The sequence below is a fragment of the Alteromonas sp. KS69 genome (assembly GCF_003989595.1).
GTDB lineage: Bacteria > Pseudomonadota > Gammaproteobacteria > Enterobacterales > Alteromonadaceae > Alteromonas > Alteromonas naphthalenivorans.
Genome location: NZ_PYHU01000048.1, coordinates 61,465 through 76,976, shown reverse-complemented (window position 1 = coordinate 76,976; position 15,512 = coordinate 61,465). Strand labels below are relative to the sequence as shown.

At 44.0% G+C, this 15,512-nt stretch carries 13 protein-coding genes; 7 read left to right on the top strand and 6 right to left on the bottom strand.

Annotation, left to right across the window (positions count from 1 at the left end; translation table 11 throughout):
* Positions 1-64 precede the first annotated feature (64 nt).
* The 3 genes from C7Y69_RS19655 to C7Y69_RS19645 all read left to right on the top strand — a co-directional run bounded on the left by C7Y69_RS19655 (position 65) and on the right by C7Y69_RS19645 (position 3,386).
* Positions 65-1,930, top strand: a complete 1,866-nt coding sequence (locus C7Y69_RS19655) for a hypothetical protein (RefSeq protein ID WP_126873911.1) — start codon at positions 65-67, stop codon at positions 1,928-1,930.
* 417 nt (positions 1,931-2,347) lie between these two features.
* On the top strand, positions 2,348-2,893 hold the full coding sequence (locus C7Y69_RS19650) for an NUDIX domain-containing protein (protein WP_013784741.1): 546 nt from the start codon (positions 2,348-2,350) through the stop codon (positions 2,891-2,893).
* A gap of 103 nt (positions 2,894-2,996) precedes the next feature.
* The gene (locus C7Y69_RS19645) at positions 2,997-3,386 is read left to right on the top strand and encodes a DUF3224 domain-containing protein (RefSeq protein ID WP_013784740.1); all 390 of its coding nucleotides are present in this window, start codon (positions 2,997-2,999) and stop codon (positions 3,384-3,386) included.
* A 99-nt stretch (positions 3,387-3,485) separates the two neighbouring features.
* On the opposite strand, the gene C7Y69_RS19640 is transcribed toward C7Y69_RS19645, so the two are convergent.
* Positions 3,486-3,929 carry an Hsp20 family protein gene (locus C7Y69_RS19640; protein ID WP_013784739.1) on the bottom strand — a complete coding sequence of 148 codons (444 nt, stop codon included), beginning with the start codon at positions 3,927-3,929 and terminating at the stop codon, positions 3,486-3,488.
* A 520-nt stretch (positions 3,930-4,449) separates the two neighbouring features.
* Between C7Y69_RS19640 and C7Y69_RS19635 the strand changes: the two genes are divergently transcribed.
* Positions 4,450-5,631, top strand: a complete 1,182-nt coding sequence (locus tag C7Y69_RS19635) for an acetate kinase (RefSeq protein WP_126873910.1) — start codon at positions 4,450-4,452, stop codon at positions 5,629-5,631.
* A gap of 38 nt (positions 5,632-5,669) precedes the next feature.
* The gene (pta, locus tag C7Y69_RS19630) at positions 5,670-7,805 is read left to right on the top strand and encodes a phosphate acetyltransferase (protein WP_126873909.1); all 2,136 of its coding nucleotides are present in this window, start codon (positions 5,670-5,672) and stop codon (positions 7,803-7,805) included.
* Positions 7,806-8,036: 231 nt separating this feature from the next.
* On the opposite strand, the gene lnt is transcribed toward pta, so the two are convergent.
* The 5 genes from lnt to miaB form a co-directional block, all read right to left on the bottom strand.
* Positions 8,037-9,545 carry an apolipoprotein N-acyltransferase gene (lnt, locus tag C7Y69_RS19625; protein WP_260563882.1) on the bottom strand — a complete coding sequence of 503 codons (1,509 nt, stop codon included), beginning with the start codon at positions 9,543-9,545 and terminating at the stop codon, positions 8,037-8,039.
* Between the two features lie 5 nt (positions 9,546-9,550).
* Positions 9,551-10,408 carry an HlyC/CorC family transporter gene (locus C7Y69_RS19620; RefSeq protein ID WP_013784735.1) on the bottom strand — a complete coding sequence of 286 codons (858 nt, stop codon included), beginning with the start codon at positions 10,406-10,408 and terminating at the stop codon, positions 9,551-9,553.
* A 127-nt stretch (positions 10,409-10,535) separates the two neighbouring features.
* Positions 10,536-11,003 carry an rRNA maturation RNase YbeY gene (ybeY, locus tag C7Y69_RS19615; protein ID WP_126873908.1) on the bottom strand — a complete coding sequence of 156 codons (468 nt, stop codon included), beginning with the start codon at positions 11,001-11,003 and terminating at the stop codon, positions 10,536-10,538.
* Positions 11,000-12,112, bottom strand: a complete 1,113-nt coding sequence (locus C7Y69_RS19610) for a PhoH family protein (RefSeq protein WP_126873907.1) — start codon at positions 12,110-12,112, stop codon at positions 11,000-11,002. Before C7Y69_RS19610 ends, ybeY begins: the two co-directional genes overlap by 4 nt.
* Before the next feature lie 26 nt (positions 12,113-12,138).
* Positions 12,139-13,572: a tRNA (N6-isopentenyl adenosine(37)-C2)-methylthiotransferase MiaB gene (miaB, locus tag C7Y69_RS19605; RefSeq protein WP_126873906.1), complete on the bottom strand. Its 1,434-nt coding sequence runs from the start codon at positions 13,570-13,572 to the stop codon at positions 12,139-12,141.
* Positions 13,573-13,924: 352 nt separating this feature from the next.
* On the opposite strand from miaB, the gene C7Y69_RS19600 reads away from it, so the two are divergent.
* Both C7Y69_RS19600 and C7Y69_RS21650 read left to right on the top strand, forming a co-directional pair.
* Positions 13,925-15,181: an FAD-dependent monooxygenase gene (locus C7Y69_RS19600; RefSeq protein WP_126873905.1), complete on the top strand. Its 1,257-nt coding sequence runs from the start codon at positions 13,925-13,927 to the stop codon at positions 15,179-15,181.
* The gene (locus C7Y69_RS21650) at positions 15,169-15,345 is read left to right on the top strand and encodes a hypothetical protein (protein WP_013784730.1); all 177 of its coding nucleotides are present in this window, start codon (positions 15,169-15,171) and stop codon (positions 15,343-15,345) included. The genes C7Y69_RS19600 and C7Y69_RS21650 overlap by 13 nt, the downstream gene beginning before the upstream one ends.
* The last annotated feature ends 167 nt before the right edge of the window (positions 15,346-15,512 follow it).

Sequence of the window (15,512 nt, the reverse complement as noted above, 5' to 3'; positions counted from 1 at the left end):
CATTGCCTAACCCCTAGGCAAAGTTTATTCTGCATAAGCTTTTTATTTAACAGGGATTTTTTCAATGGCATATGATTTTGGTTCACAGACGTTAGGCATAGCCAACCCTTTCAAAAAAGAGGGGCTTTTCCGCGCAGTGGGCGGTGGTTTGGTACTCGCTTTAGCCATTTATGCAGTAGCGGGCGTGCCCGATTTGTTTGCCGAGAACAAAGTGCGAGGTTACACGCTACTAGGCGTAGCTTTTGTCCTGATCGTGTCTGGTATTAAACATTGCGCAGTGGGTATTTTGCAGCTCATGCGCTTTTTTGTAGGACGTACTGTGCCTACCTCTCTTGCGTATAACCACTCGGTTTCCGAACAGGATGCAGCGCAAGCAGAGAAAAAATCCCTGCTGTATTCGAAAGAAAGTTTACACGCTATGTTAATGGGGCGTCGTAACACCACGTTTGAAGAGCCTCGAGGTTGGCTAGCCCGACTAGTGCATAGCGTGTTGCCGAAACTTACTTTCCTACCTTTTCCTTTGCGCCATTTATCTCAAGAAATTATTGCCATGGCGGTAACCTTCCTTGTGGCGCTACTTGCATTCGCTATTGTCTACTTTTTAGTAAGTAACGGATTAGCGGGTGAAGTCGCTAAAGTATTAGTAATGCCTTTACTCTCAATATTGCTTCTTGTTTACTTAATCGCGAATTGGGGCTCTACGGCAAAAGGCATTCACAATGAAGGCAACTCTCAACTTGCGAAAGCGAGCAGTTTATCGCTAGGAGTGATTATTGGCTTGGCGATAGTCGTGCCGTTAGGCGCGGGTGTATTCCTAGATGAGTTAGTAGGTCGCGATATCGATAAAGTACAAGCATGGGCAAATACGTTCCCACTATTTAGCGCTTGGGCAAACTTAGCCTTGTTACTAGTTTGCGTAATTGCTGTGATGGCGTTAATCATGCCGTTACTTTACAAACGAATGGGGCAGGTTACCCCTAAAACTGAAGTCAGTGAGTTTCGCGCTAATATGCAAGAGTCGGTTCACCCGAATGAAATCTTCATTAATATTGAAAATATCGTGCTTGCCAACCGAAGATACCGCGAAGTACCGAATCGCATCTATGCCGATTTCGATCCTAGATTAAAAGAGCAAGCAGAAGGTAAAGGCAGTTTTGAGGGGGAGTTATTGATAGAAACTCAGCCTACATTAACTGACGGTGTTACCTTGCCAGAGAAAAAGAAAATGGCCCTAACTGCCGTAGCGCAAGTCGCCTTGGTGGCTGCCGCCATTTTATTTTATGTGGGTGGTTTACAGCTAGCTGAGGTTCTCGATTTAGTTATTCGCCAAGGTGTAAATACCGACGCGCAAGTTAATACCGCAATTACCATGGGTAACAACCTCATATGGTTAATCTTTGCCTGGTTAACGGTTCGTGGTGCTGCCAATGTGATGAATAAAGCGTCCCACATGTTTTGGGGCGAAATGACATTCTCATCGTTACTTATGTTTATGAAAACGGAAGGTACCTATACAGAGTCTCGTGTATCTACAGGCATGGCCATTCACGATTCTACTCGTTCCGAAAACGTTGTGGTGCGTAGCAGTATTACTCCTTGGATTATAACCAGTAGAATCAACACCTCTATTTTTGCTACAAGCGGTATGAACAATTTAGAGTCGCCACGGTTCATTATGGGAATGAATAAGAACGATGCCGAGCTTGGCGAGATTGTCACTGAAATAAAGGCATTCCTGCGCGGGCGTGAAACCATCGCATCTATTACCAACGAGGCCGACTTAGCGAACGCTGGAACCATTCATCAGGTAAATCAGCAAACCCGAAGCCACAATGACGCGCCTCAAAGCAAAATTACCCTTGAGCAGGAAGAAGATGCAGCCGGCTTCTTGCGTAATAATGCCGATAAAGAAGACGAGAATAAAAGCTAAAAGCTAGGCTTTGGTACCATTTACTTTATTTAGATATCGAATGTATTTATAGAAAACGTTTATTGGACACACACTTAAATTTTGATACATATGAGTGTGTGTCCAATTTTTTGCTACAATTTTTTGCATCTCGTCTTCCAGCCTCACTCACTACTTTATTTGCTTCGTTAAAGCGGCTTAGTCAGCTTAAAATCACGCATGTTTGTGTGACTGTCCTATCTGCTATTTGTGTGACTGTCCTATCTGCTACTATCCGCTAACTATCTGTTTGTACTCGTTCTGCCATCTGAACACCTCATCTCTTAAGTCTATTTTGAGTGACTGTCCAACATATAGTTGATTCGTGGGTGGACGGAGTTGCTCCTTGCTATATGCACTTGTACACTAACTTTTTAAGGCTTACTGAAAGGCGCTGTTATGTCGGATAAGGATATTGAAACGCTCTCGTCGAAAGTGGTTTATGAAAATAAGTGGCTTAAAGTACGTGAAGATAAAATTCGTCGTGCTAGTGGGAACGAAGGACTTTATGGTGTTGTTGAAAAACCAGACTTTGCGATTATTCTTCCCATCGACGGTGATATTGTCTATCTGGTCGAGCAATACCGATACACGGTACAGCAACGATTGCTAGAGTTTCCGCAAGGTGCTTGGGAAGATAACCCAGATGCCGATCCGAAAGTGTTAGCTGCCGGCGAATTGAAAGAAGAAACGGGGTTTACAGCCACAGAAATGCATTATGTTGGTTTTCAATATCTTGCTTATGGCTTTTGTAATCAGGGTTATCATATATTCGTTGCGAAAGGGCTAACGCAGGGCGAGCAAAAGTTAGATGTAGAGGAAGAGGATTTAAAAATTGTACCTGTGCATATTAAAGAATTGGAATCTATGATAACTGAAGGCACGATTAAAGATGCTTCTACCTGCAATGCTTACGGACTTGCCCGTTTAAAAGGATTTATTTAGTTAACAGTCTGACTATTGACTGTAACAGAGTGTAACAATTTTATGTTGAACGGTATCGCACTCACTTGTATTGTGTGACCACACTTTTTCTTTGGAGCAAACAATGGACTGCAATGGGCAATTTTCCATTACGGGGTGGGATGAAAATATACTAAGTGAAAAACGAGAAGGTGTTAAGCAAACCCATGCTAGCATAACGCAAGCTTATGAAGGCAGCATGGCGGGGCAAAGCGACGTTGAATTTCTCATGTCATATCAGACATCAATGTTGGCGCTATTCGTTGGATTCGAGAGTTTTGTAGGAGTTATAGACGGACGTCGTGGCACAGTTTCATTTAAGCACGATGGAAAATTTGTAAATGGCATTGCCAGTAGCAACTTTTCATCGATTGATGGCAGCGCTACGGGTGAACTCTCTAATTGCACTATTTCAGGAACATTCGAGTCTGCTGAAGGCGGTAAAGCAAACTACACAATAAATCTTACCGAATAAATCTTACCGATTACCTGTTTAAACACATTATGTGTAAACGAAAAAACGGCGCTTCTCAGCGCCGTCCAAAACCAGGGAAACGATTTTTAAAAACTTTGTTTAACTCTCTATTAATCGAGAACCAATCTCAATTTGACGAGGTTTTTTAGCTTCGGGTATGACACGCTCCATATCGATGTGTAATAACCCATTTTCCATATCAGCAGCTAACACCTTCACATGGTCGCCAAGCTGAAATTTTCTTTCGAAATTCCGCTCAGATATCCCTTTGTGAAGAAACTTACGCTCAGCGGTTTCTTTTTCTTCCGGCTTGCGTGTACCCGTTATTACTAGGGTGTTTTCTTGAACTTCTATGGATACGTCATCTTTACTGAAACCCGCTATTGCCATAGTCACGCGATATTTATCATCGCCAAGCAATTCAATATTGTAAGGGGGGTAAGTACTTTGTTTTTCAGCACGAGATGCAGCATCAACAAGTGAAGCTAAGTGGTCAGAACCAATGAATGAACGGTAAAGTGGAGATAGATCGATAGTACGCATAGTCATATCCTATTAATTTAGCAATATGTTAAAAATAATTCGCCCCGACTATTCGGCGGCGGTGTTGTCAACCTGAGCTTTCAGCGTCGACATAATAGATATAGGGTGGCTCAAAATCTTTTCAAGGGCTTTTTTTCAAAAAATTTTAAATTTTATTTTGAAACGTAAAACACCTTAATTTTTTCCGGCTTCTAACATGTCACCGTTGTCGTTACCGGAAATATTAAGGTGCGACCGAATTTTTATTATTCAAGTCTATTATTTTAGGTTTCGATATTTACTTTTGTCACCTTAATTTGCCTCTTATATGCAGCGCTCTATCAAATCAAACTCAAGCATTTATATGCAAACAAAAAGGGGCGAGTAAAATAAGCACTGAACTAAATGATAATTAATTGTATTTGGGTTTTGTGGGATAGTACTATAACAATCTACTTGAAAGAGTATTAAGTAAGCATTTATGTACATAAATGCTACACTTAGCGTTCTTTTTGTTACTTAATCAAACTCAAGAAATCGAATGAAAAAAGAAGTTATTGTTTTAAATTGCGGTAGTTCGTCAGTTAAATTCGCTATTATCGATGCTGACACAGGTGAAGCCGGGCTAAGTGGTATTGCAGAAAGCTTAGGGAATGATGACGCAAGCATATCGTTTAAATTAAACGGTCGAAAAGAACAGCAAACCCTACCTTCTAACGCCTCTCATGCAGAAGCGTTAGCAGCAATTCAAAACATAATTGCCAGTACAGGTGTTGAGCCAATAGCCTTGGGCCATCGAGTTGTTCACGGTGGTGAACGCTTCAAAGAAGCAGCGTTAGTCGACGATAGTGTACTAGCCTCTGTAGAAGAGTATGCCAGCATGGCACCGCTACATAACTTAGCTAATCTGAAAGGAATTACCACTGCCCAAGCCGCCTATCCAGATTTACCGCATGTCATCGTGTTCGATACTTCTTTTTTCCAACAAATGCCAAAACGGGCCTATATGTATGCACTCCCCAAGGCCTTGTACGAACAGCACGGCGTGCGTAAATATGGTTTCCATGGCACTAGCCACAAGTTCATTTTAGATAGCACTGCACAATTGCTTAATAAGCCTGTTGAACAAACCAGTATTATTAGTGCTCATTTAGGCAATGGTTGTAGTGTTACCGCTATTGAAAAAGGTGTAGCGGTAGATACCAGCATGGGGTTTACGCCCCTTGAAGGGTTAATGATGGGCACGCGCTGCGGCGATATCGACCCCAGCTTGCCAGGCACTTTGCAAGAAAAGCTTGGCAAATCTGCTGCTGAAATCAATTCACTGATTAACAAAGAATCTGGCCTTGCGGGTATTTCCGGTTTAAGCAACGATTGTCGTACGCTAGAAGAAGCGGCAGAAGCGGGGCACGAAGGCGCATTGTTAGCCCTTGAAATGTTCTGTTATCGCTTAGCCAAGTATATATCTAGCTATATGATAGCAGCGCCATCATTAGATGCCGTGGTGTTTACCGGTGGTATTGGTGAAAATTCATCGTATATTCGTGCAACTACCATGGGGTATTTTTCCCATCTTGGTTTTACCATTGATGAGCAAAGCAACCAAGCTATGCGCTTTGGTGCAAAAGGAAACATTGCATCTTCGTCATCCACCAAGCCTGTTTTAATCGTACCCACTAATGAAGAGTGGGTTATCGCCGCCGAAGCTGCGAAATTCGCTTAAATTTTTTCGCTTAAATTGTTTTTGCTTTAGGAGCAATTATGTCACGCCGTATTATGCTGATCCCTGTTGGCACTAGCGTAGGGTTAACTACTGTCAGCATTGGGCTAGTTCGAGCATTAGAAGAACAAGCCATTAAACTGAATTTTTTTAAACCTGTAGCACAGCCTCGAAGAGGCGACACCGGTGAAGAACGCTCAACCGCTATTATTAGTCACCACTGCAGTGTTAAGCCTATCGCTCCGTTCGATTTAAACATGGTAGAGCGAATGATCAGTACCGATAATACTGATGAATTACTTGAAGAAATTATAGAGCGCTTTGAAGCGCATCAAGAACCCGATGCAGTGGCAGTTATCGAAGGTCTGGTAACAACCCGCCACCACCCTTACGCAGAGCGATTAAATCTTGAAATTAGTCGGGCGTTAGATGCCGACATTGTGTTTGTTTGTGTGCCTGGAAATGATGATCCTGTTGATATTAATCATCGCCTTGAAATTGTGGTAGACGCTTACGGCGGCCACAAAAGTAAAAAAGTAGTGGGCTGTATATTTAACAAAGTAAACGCGCCTTATGATGAACATGGTCAACTACGTACCGATTTAAGTGTGCTAGAAGCGCCAGAGCACGATGAAACACGCAGCAAAGCATTGCGTGAGCTGCCTATATTTGCAAAAGGCTTGAACCTGCTTGGAAATATTGATTGGAATGCGGAGCTGATGTCTCCTCGTGCTATCGATATTGCTAAGCACTTAAATGCCACATTAATAAATGAAGGCAATATTGCTTCACGTCGATTAAGCAGCGTTACGTTCGCTGCACGTGAAATTCATAATATGACACACACCTTAAAGCCTGGTGCACTGCAAGTAATGTCTGGTGACAGAGGCGATGTGTTTGTTTCGTGTTGCTTAGCAGCGTTAAATGGCACCAAGTTAGGCGCATTGTTATTAACTGGCGGCTACCAGCCAGATGAAAATATAAAGCAGCTTTGTAACCAAGCGCTAGAAACCGGCTTGCCTGTTATGTTGGTCAACACGAATACGTGGCAAACCGCACAGAATCTTCATGCGTTCAATCAAGAAGTGCCGGTAGATGATAGTCAGCGTATCGAAAAAGTGATGGTACATGCGGCTGAAAGTTTAGATGCTAAATGGGTCTCTTCGCTTACTGAAAAAGTATCGCGTCAAAAGAAACTTTCTCCGTCTGCATTTCGCTATTATCTAACCAATCGTGCGCGCCAAGTTAACAAGCGTGTGGTATTACCTGAAGGTAATGAACCGCGCACTGTAGCCGCAGCTGCCATTTGTGCTAAACGTGGGCTAGCGCGACCTGTGCTGATTGGTGATGAAAGTGAAATTCAACGTGTGGCACAGCAACAAGGCGTGGTGCTGGGCGATGGCGTTGAAATTGTTTCACCTGCTGCCATACAAGAAGATTATGTGGCAGGGTTAGTGAAGCTTCGTGGTCACAAGGGGGTTACCGATGTGGTTGCCCGTGAGTTGCTACAAGACAATGTCACCCTTGGTACTATGATGTTGCAGCAAGGTGATGTTGATGGCTTGGTATCTGGCGCCGTTCACACTACAGCAAATACCATTCGCCCCGCATTGCAGTTAATTAAAACAGCAGAAAATGCATCGTTAGTTTCGTCGGTATTTTTCATGTTATTGCCAGACCAAGTCTTGGTTTATGGTGACTGTGCTATAAATCCAGATCCTAACGCCCAACAGCTGGCGGATATTGCGATTCAGTCTGCTACGTCGGCGCAGATGTTTGGTATCGAGCCAAGAGTCGCTATGATCAGTTACTCTACTGGTACATCGGGTGCTGGAAGCGATGTTGAGAAAGTGCGTGAAGCTACCGAAATTGCACAAAAACTTCGCCCGGACTTACTCATTGATGGGCCGCTTCAATACGATGCCGCTGCCATTGAAAGTGTAGGGCGCAGTAAAGCACCAAACAGTCCTGTTGCGGGTAAAGCTAATGTATTTGTGTTCCCAGATTTAAACACCGGAAATACCACTTACAAAGCAGTACAGCGTAGTTTTGATTTGGTATGTATTGGGCCAATGCTGCAAGGCATGCGCAAGCCAGTCAATGACTTAAGCCGTGGAGCATTAGTAGATGATATTGTGTTTACTATTGCGTTAACTGCTATTCAGGCCGCTAATTAGTTGAGTGCGTTTAAGCTAGCTCAAGGCTGTTAAAACTAGCTCAAGGCTGTTTACCTAGCTCAAGGCTGTTTACCTAGCTCAAGCTGTATTAGTTTTTGACTATGGAAATTCGATAGTGACACGAACAAAAACGGCGCATAATGCGCCGTTTTTTATGTTTACATTTTAGTTAGTTCGTTAAACCTAACTCGTCGACTAAATAAAAATTTTGCGATTAAGGCGCCACTTTTTTTAATAAGCTTTAGCACGCTTCCTTAACCAAATCGCAATGCCGAAAAACACCAGTACCAGCACCCATACGCCTATATCTTGAATCAGGTAATAGGGCGTGAAACCAGAGGTTGCCAACACTGGGGCAGTTAAACTTGCCGCTTCAAATTGAGGTAACCGTGCAGTTATATTGCCTTTGTGATCAATAAAGGCAGTAATGCCATTATTGGTAGCACGCACCACAGGGCGGCCAAATTCTACCGCACGCATTCGAGCAATGTCTAAATGCTGCGCTGGGCCGTGAGAATGGCCAAACCACGCATCGTTACTTACCGTAATAATCATGTCAGTAGTTTTGTAGATATTCGCGGCAACTTGCCTTGGAAAGGCAATTTCAAAGCAGATTGCTGGTGCTAAGTGAATACCGTTAGCAACAAGATTAGCTTGCTGAAAATCACCTCTGGCAAAAGAAGACATGGGTAAATCAAACAAAGGCGCTAAGGGGCGCAACCAATCTTCAAAAGGCACGAATTCACCAATGGGTAACAAATGGTGTTTAGCGAAACGATTGTTGTGGAAGTACTGATAATCTGGCGTTTTAGAATTGGGTGTTCTTTTGCCCAGCACTATCAAATTGTTCCAGGCCTCATCGGTTTCCCAATTATAATTCACAATGCCTGTGATAAGTGCGGTGTTCTCAGTAAAGGCGCGCGCATTGACTTGAGTCAAATAATCTAGCGCCAGTGGCTCTAGTTTTGGTACGGCTGCTTCGGGCCAAATTATCAAGTCGTTATCCCACAGCGGTTCCGTAAGGCTTAAATAACGGTTCATGGTAGGGGCGTCTTGTTCAGGTACCCATCGCAAAGACTGCGCAATATTACCCTGAGCCATCGCGACGTTATACTGCTGTTTAGGCGCAACCCATGTATGCTGACTGGCAATAAAACCGCTAATATACAAAGCTAAGCTAACCAAAACTGCGCCGGTGAAATGCCGTTTAGTACGGGACACGGCAAACAAGCTTGCACCGATAACTAGCAAGGCTGTTATGCCGGTTTCACCTATTATGGGTGCCCAACCCACTAGGGAACTATCGATTTGGCTATAGCCTAACGACAACCACGGAAAACCGCTTAACAACCAACTGCGTAACCATTCTGCGAATACCCAGAAAAAAGGTAAAGCCAGTGGCCAAAGACGATGTGGGAAATAGCGAGCGGTAAGCTTAAACGCAACTGCTGGAAACAACGCAAGGTAACTACATAATAAAACCATGAGGCCTATAGATGCAATTAGGGGTAAGCCACCGAAATCGGCAATGCTTACGTGTACCCAACTAATGCCCGAACCAAACCAGCCTAGCCCAAATACCCAGCCGGCTAAAAAAGGGCGATGTGGAAGTTTAATAACTTGCCTAATTCCTAACGCAAAAGCGGGGATAACAAGTGGCCAGATACCAAAGGGCGCAAACGCCAGCGTTAAGCTAGCGCCGCTTAGCAAAAGCAGTAAATAAGGAATGAACCGTTTCAACGGAGTTACTCCAGAGAGGCCACCGACACTTTAAGGTGTATAAGACGGCGTTTATCAGAGTTGGTTACCTTAAAGTGAATATCACCAATGGTAACTTCATCGTTCGTTTCAGGCATGTGCCCGAACGCTTTAAGCACTATACCGCCAATGGTATCGGCTTCTTCTTCGCTGAATTTGGTTTCAAAGAAGGCGTTAAATTCGTCAACAGGCGTTAACGCTTTAACTGAATAGGTCGATTTGTTCAGTGGGCGAATATCATCGGTACCGTCTTCTTCGGTATCGTATTCGTCTTCAATTTCACCAACAATAATCTCTAGTATATCTTCAATGGTAACAAGCCCAGACACACCGCCGTATTCATCCACAACAATGGCCATGTGATAGCGTTGTTGGCGAAACTCTTTCAGCAGTACATCTACACGCTTACTTTCCGGCACAATAACAGCAGGACGTAAAATATCACGTAAGTTTAGACTTTTTTCTGGATTAAACGCATAGCTTAGCAAGTCTTTTGCAAGCAGAATGCCTTCAATATGATCTTTATCTTCACTAATAACGGGGAAGCGGGAGTGGGCTGATTCCAACACGACAGGTAGGAATTCATCTACGTTTTTTTCAACGTCTATGGTGGTCATCTGCGCGCGTGGGATCATAATATCCCTAACTCGCATTTCGTTGACACCTATAACGCCTTCAATCATCTCCCGGGTTTGGGGATCGATGATTTCGTTCTGCTCGGCTTCAGTAATAACTTCAACCAGTTCTTGTTTGCTTCTCGGCTCGCCAGAGATAGAAAGTTTAAGTTTGTCTAACCAACTTTTTCCTTGGGAGCCGTTGGTAGAGTGAGGATTATCGTCGCTCATAATGTCCGCTAATTTATTGATACAACGTCAACGTTAAATGTCTTGGGGAGGGGCGTCAATGCTTTATTGTTTATTTGCACGTAAAATACGCAACTGCCCAAGTGTAACTTGTTGGCGCTATTGGGTTTTATTGATAAGGATTACCAATATTTAAAGATGCCAATATACGAATTTCTTTTGCTTCCATTATGTCAGCATCTGCATCGTCTATGTGATCGTACCCCAGAAGATGTAATATTCCGTGAACGACCATATGGGCATAGTGATTGGTGGGGGTTTTGTCTTGCTCTTCAGCTTCACGCATGATCACAGGTACACAAATAACTAAATCACCAAGTAAGTTCATTTCTATGCCTGGCGGCACTTCAAAAGGAAAAGACAGCACATTGGTAGGCTTATCTTTACCTCTGTATTCATGATTTAGCGTTTGCGACTCTTCGTCATCGGTGAAGCGTACGGTAATTTCTTGTTCACCGGTATTTTCGGCAACCAGTGCAGCATTCGCCCATGTTTCAATTTGCTCTAAAGAGGGAATGGCCTTAGCCATCACCTCGTCAGCTTCATAAGCTTGCTGGTAATCTACAATGGCTATCACTGGTTATCGCTATTTTGTTGTGCAGATGAGCTATTTGATGAACTATTGGATGAAGCATTGGCATCAGCTTGTTCACGTTGAAGGCGAAGGGCTTCCTCTTTCTTCTCTTTGCGAACGCGCTCTTGCTGGGCGTCATAATGTTCGTATGCGCGAACGATTCTGGCTACTACAGGGTGTCTTACCACATCTTCAGCGTTGAAGAAGTTAAACGAAATATCGTCAACATTATCTAACACTTCAATAGCGTGACGTAATCCAGAGCGGGCGCCGCGAGGTAAATCAACTTGGGTGATATCACCGGTGATAACCGCTTTTGAATTAAAGCCAATACGGGTTAAGAACATTTTCATTTGTTCAACCGTGGTATTTTGACTCTCATCCAAAATAATAAAGGCATCGTTTAACGTACGGCCACGCATATAGGCTAATGGTGCAACTTCAATCACGTTACGTTCCATTAACTTTTCTACTTTTTCGAAACCTAGCATTTCAAATAAAGCATCGTAAAGCGGGCGCAGGTAAGGGTCTACTTTCTGTGAAAGGTCACCTGGCAAAAAGCCTAGCTTCTCACCCGCTTCTACAGCAGGGCGAGTGAGTAGAATTCTGCGAATCTCTTGGCGTTCTAGCGCATCAACTGCTGCAGCAACGGCTAAATACGTTTTACCTGTACCTGCAGGGCCTACACCAAAGGTAATATCATAATTGAGAACATTAGCTACATACTGAGCTTGATTCGGGTTACGGGGCTTAATAACGCCACGTTTCGTGCGAATGTGTACTTCTTTACCGAAATCGCCAGTGCCTGACTCTGTATCTTGCTCTAAAGCCGCGGCCTGTTGAATGGCTAAGTGTACTTGCTCAGGTTCAAGTTCAGGTAAGCGGCCTTTTACTGGCTGAGTTTCTACATACAATTGCTTAAGCAATTCAGTGGCGTTCTGAATTTGACGTGGCTCACCTAGCACCTTGAACGCATTATTCCGGTAAGTAATTTCTACTCCCAACCTGCGCTCTATTTGCTTAATGTTGTCGTTAAACGGCCCACATAAGTTAGACAAACGTTTTGTGTCTGCCGGCTCTAAATCAAATTCGTTACTTACCAATGTACTCAAACTACTGTATTCCTCACTTTTACTATTTATGCTGGGTTGAACTGGCCTACGCCTATCGCGTCAGGTAAATCAGCCTCGTGCTTGGCCATAATAGATTGGGGCGAAACAGCAACACGCAAGCCCATTTCATCTTCACGGCGAATAACATCACCACGTAATGAATTAGAGAAAACGTCTGTCACTTTCACGTCTACGAATTCACCAATCATATCCGGCGTACCTTCGAAGTTAACCACGCGGTTATTTTCAGTACGGCCAGAAAGCTCCATAGGATTTTTCTTTGACGGGCCTTCTACCAAAATACGTTGTTCAGTACCTACCATGTTACGCGCAATACGCAATGCTTGTTGGTTGATACGTTGCTGTAAAAGGTATAAACGCTGCTTCTTGGCGTCTTCGGTTACATCATCTACTGCATCTGCCGCGGGTGTACCAGGGCGAGCACTGTAAATGAAGCTAAAGCTTAGGTCGTAATCAATGGCTTTTATAAGATCCATTGTGGCTTCAAAATCAGCATCGGTTTCACCTGGAAAACCAATAATGAAGTCGCTCGACATACTAATATTTGGGCGAACTTTACGAAGCTTACGAATCTTAGACTTATACTCAATGGCGGTATGACCACGCTTCATTAAGTTAAGAATACGGTCTGAACCACTTTGCACAGGCAAATGGAGGTGATCAACAAGCTCAGGAATAGTGGCGTACACGTCGATAATATCATCGGTAAATTCAACCGGATGCGACGTGGTATAACGAATTCTGTCTATACCATCGATAGCTGCAACAAGTTCTAATAACTCGGCAAAGCGACATACGGTTCCATCGTGGTTCTCACCGCGAAACGCGTTTACGTTCTGGCCTAACAAGTTAACTTCGCGTACGCCTTGACCGGCTAGCTGGGCAATTTCAAGTAATACGTCATCTACCGGACGGCTTACTTCTTCACCACGGGTATAAGGTACTACGCAGAATGTGCAGTACTTAGAACAGCCTTCCATGATAGAAACGAACGCCGTTGGACCTTCAGCACGAGGCTCAGGTAAACGGTCGAATTTTTCAATTTCAGGGAAGCTTACGTCGATAACCGACTTTTCGCCGCCTTTAAGTTGGTTAATCATTTCGGGCAAACGATGTAAGGTTTGCGGGCCGAAAACTAAATCAACATAAGGCGCGCGCTGTCGAATAACGTTACCTTCTTGAGAAGCTACGCAACCGCCTACTCCAATGATAAGCTCGGGGTTATCTTGTTTAAGGTTCTTCCAACGACCAAGTTGGTGGAACACCTTTTCTTGTGCTTTTTCACGAATAGAGCACGTATTAAGCAAGATAACATCGGCTTCTTCCGCAGTTTCTGCTGCAGTGTAGCCATGAGTAGAGTCGAGTAAGTCTGCCATTTTCTCCGAGTCGTACTCGTTCATTTGGCAGCCCCAGGTTTTGATATACAGCTTTTTAGTCATAACAACTAGTCGATAACCTGATAGAGTTCCCGTAAGCAATTGACTGGCGGTTGAAAATGCCACACGCTAACTAAGTTAGGTGTAATTTCTGGCAAAGCCTGCCACTGCAGTTTTGGGAAGATGTTCAAAATAGCCGCGTATTTTACCTGTTATAACGTCGAATGCCCAGTGTATTCACGCACATTCGCCGGAATTTAATGCACTGCCATCTTGCAAGGGCGGTGTGGCTGATATAAAGCATGAAGCAGAAAATATTAGTAAATTAAAATGGCGAACGTATTTGGGCTCACATTCGTATTATTTATTAGTGCAAAGCGAGTAAGCCATTGGGTAAGTAGAAGAGATTTGTAGTATGTATGATTTTTGTATAAATGGTGGTGGCATGGTTGGGGCTGCGCTTGCATTGGGCTTAGCGAAGCAGCAATACCGGGTAGCTATAATTGAGCCCCACTTGCCCAAAGCTTTTGACGAGGCCAGTAAGCCAGACTTAAGAGTATCTGCCATTAGTGATGCGTCTGTATCCTTGTTAACGTCGCTAGGCGCGTGGGAATACATTGAAACAATGCGCGTTAAACCCTATACGGGGCTAAGTGTGTGGGACGATCCCGCGCATCGAACAGACTTTACTGCAAAAAGCATTGATGTGCCTCAGCTAGGCTTTTTTGTTGAAAACCGTTTATTGCAATTAGGGTGTCATCAAGCACTAAAGGCGTTTGACAACGTAACATGGTTTACTGGCTGTAAGGTGACTGGTATCACACTTGGCAATAGCTCAGTTAGTAACTCAGTTGATAGCTCAGTCAATAGCTCGGCTGATTCTTCAGCGTCGTTGGCCCACGTCGCTACCCTCAGTCTTGATAGCGGCGAAACTATTCACGCTAAGTGGTTGATAGGTGCCGATGGTGCGGCCTCGCAAGTTAGGCAATCTGCAAATATTGGTGTATCGGGTTGGCAATACAGCCAACAAGCCATGGGTATAACCATTGAAATGGCAAACCCGGTTGACGCCATTACATGGCAAGAATTTACCCCTGAAGGCCCTAAAGCCTTTTTGCCAATGTTCGACAATTACGCCTCGTTAGTATGGTACGACTCGCCCGATGAACTTAAGCGGTTATCAACCCTCAATGCCGCACAATTAAAGCAAGCCATTATAGAAGCCTTTCCCAGTGAGCTAATTAAAGACGGCAACGACTTTACAGTACTAGATAAAGCTACATTCCCGTTAACCCGTGCACATGCTAGCCGCTATGTTACCGATAGGGTTATTTTGGTGGGCGATGCGGCCCATACCATTAATCCATTGGCAGGGCAGGGAGTTAACTTAGGGTTTAGAGATGTTGAAACCTTATTAGCGGTGACCGGCGATGGTATCGATTTAACGTCGCTAGCGTTTAAAAGCAGCTTAATAACAAGCTACGAAAAGCCACGCCAGCGTGATAATGCGTTGATGATGTCTGCCATGGATGGTTTCTATGGCTTGTTTAGTAACGATATCGGCCCCATTAAATGGTTCAGAAACCAATTACTTTCTGTGGCACAACACTTTGAGCCAGCTAAACGGGAAGTACTTAAATATGCGATAGGGATGCGAGAATGGAAGTTTTAATCATACTTGCCGTACTGTTCGGCGCACTTTTTATAGTAATACCACTTATCGAGCGCTCGAAAATGCGCATCAGTGACGAAGACACTGCCAAATGGGCGAAGTGGATTTGGCCGCTAATGGGCATCTTACTTGTTGCACAACTTCTGCGAATGCTGTTTAGTTAGTCTTTACTTGGCCCTTGGGAAAGCTTGCATTAGAAACGCGCGGTAAACCCATCCATGGGCGCTCTGCCACAGCATCCATGCTGTGGAAGGTTTCTAATGCAAGCTCTCCCAATGCCCCAGATACACCGAGTGAAAAGCTAACATTGAGAAGTACGTGGTAAGCCCAC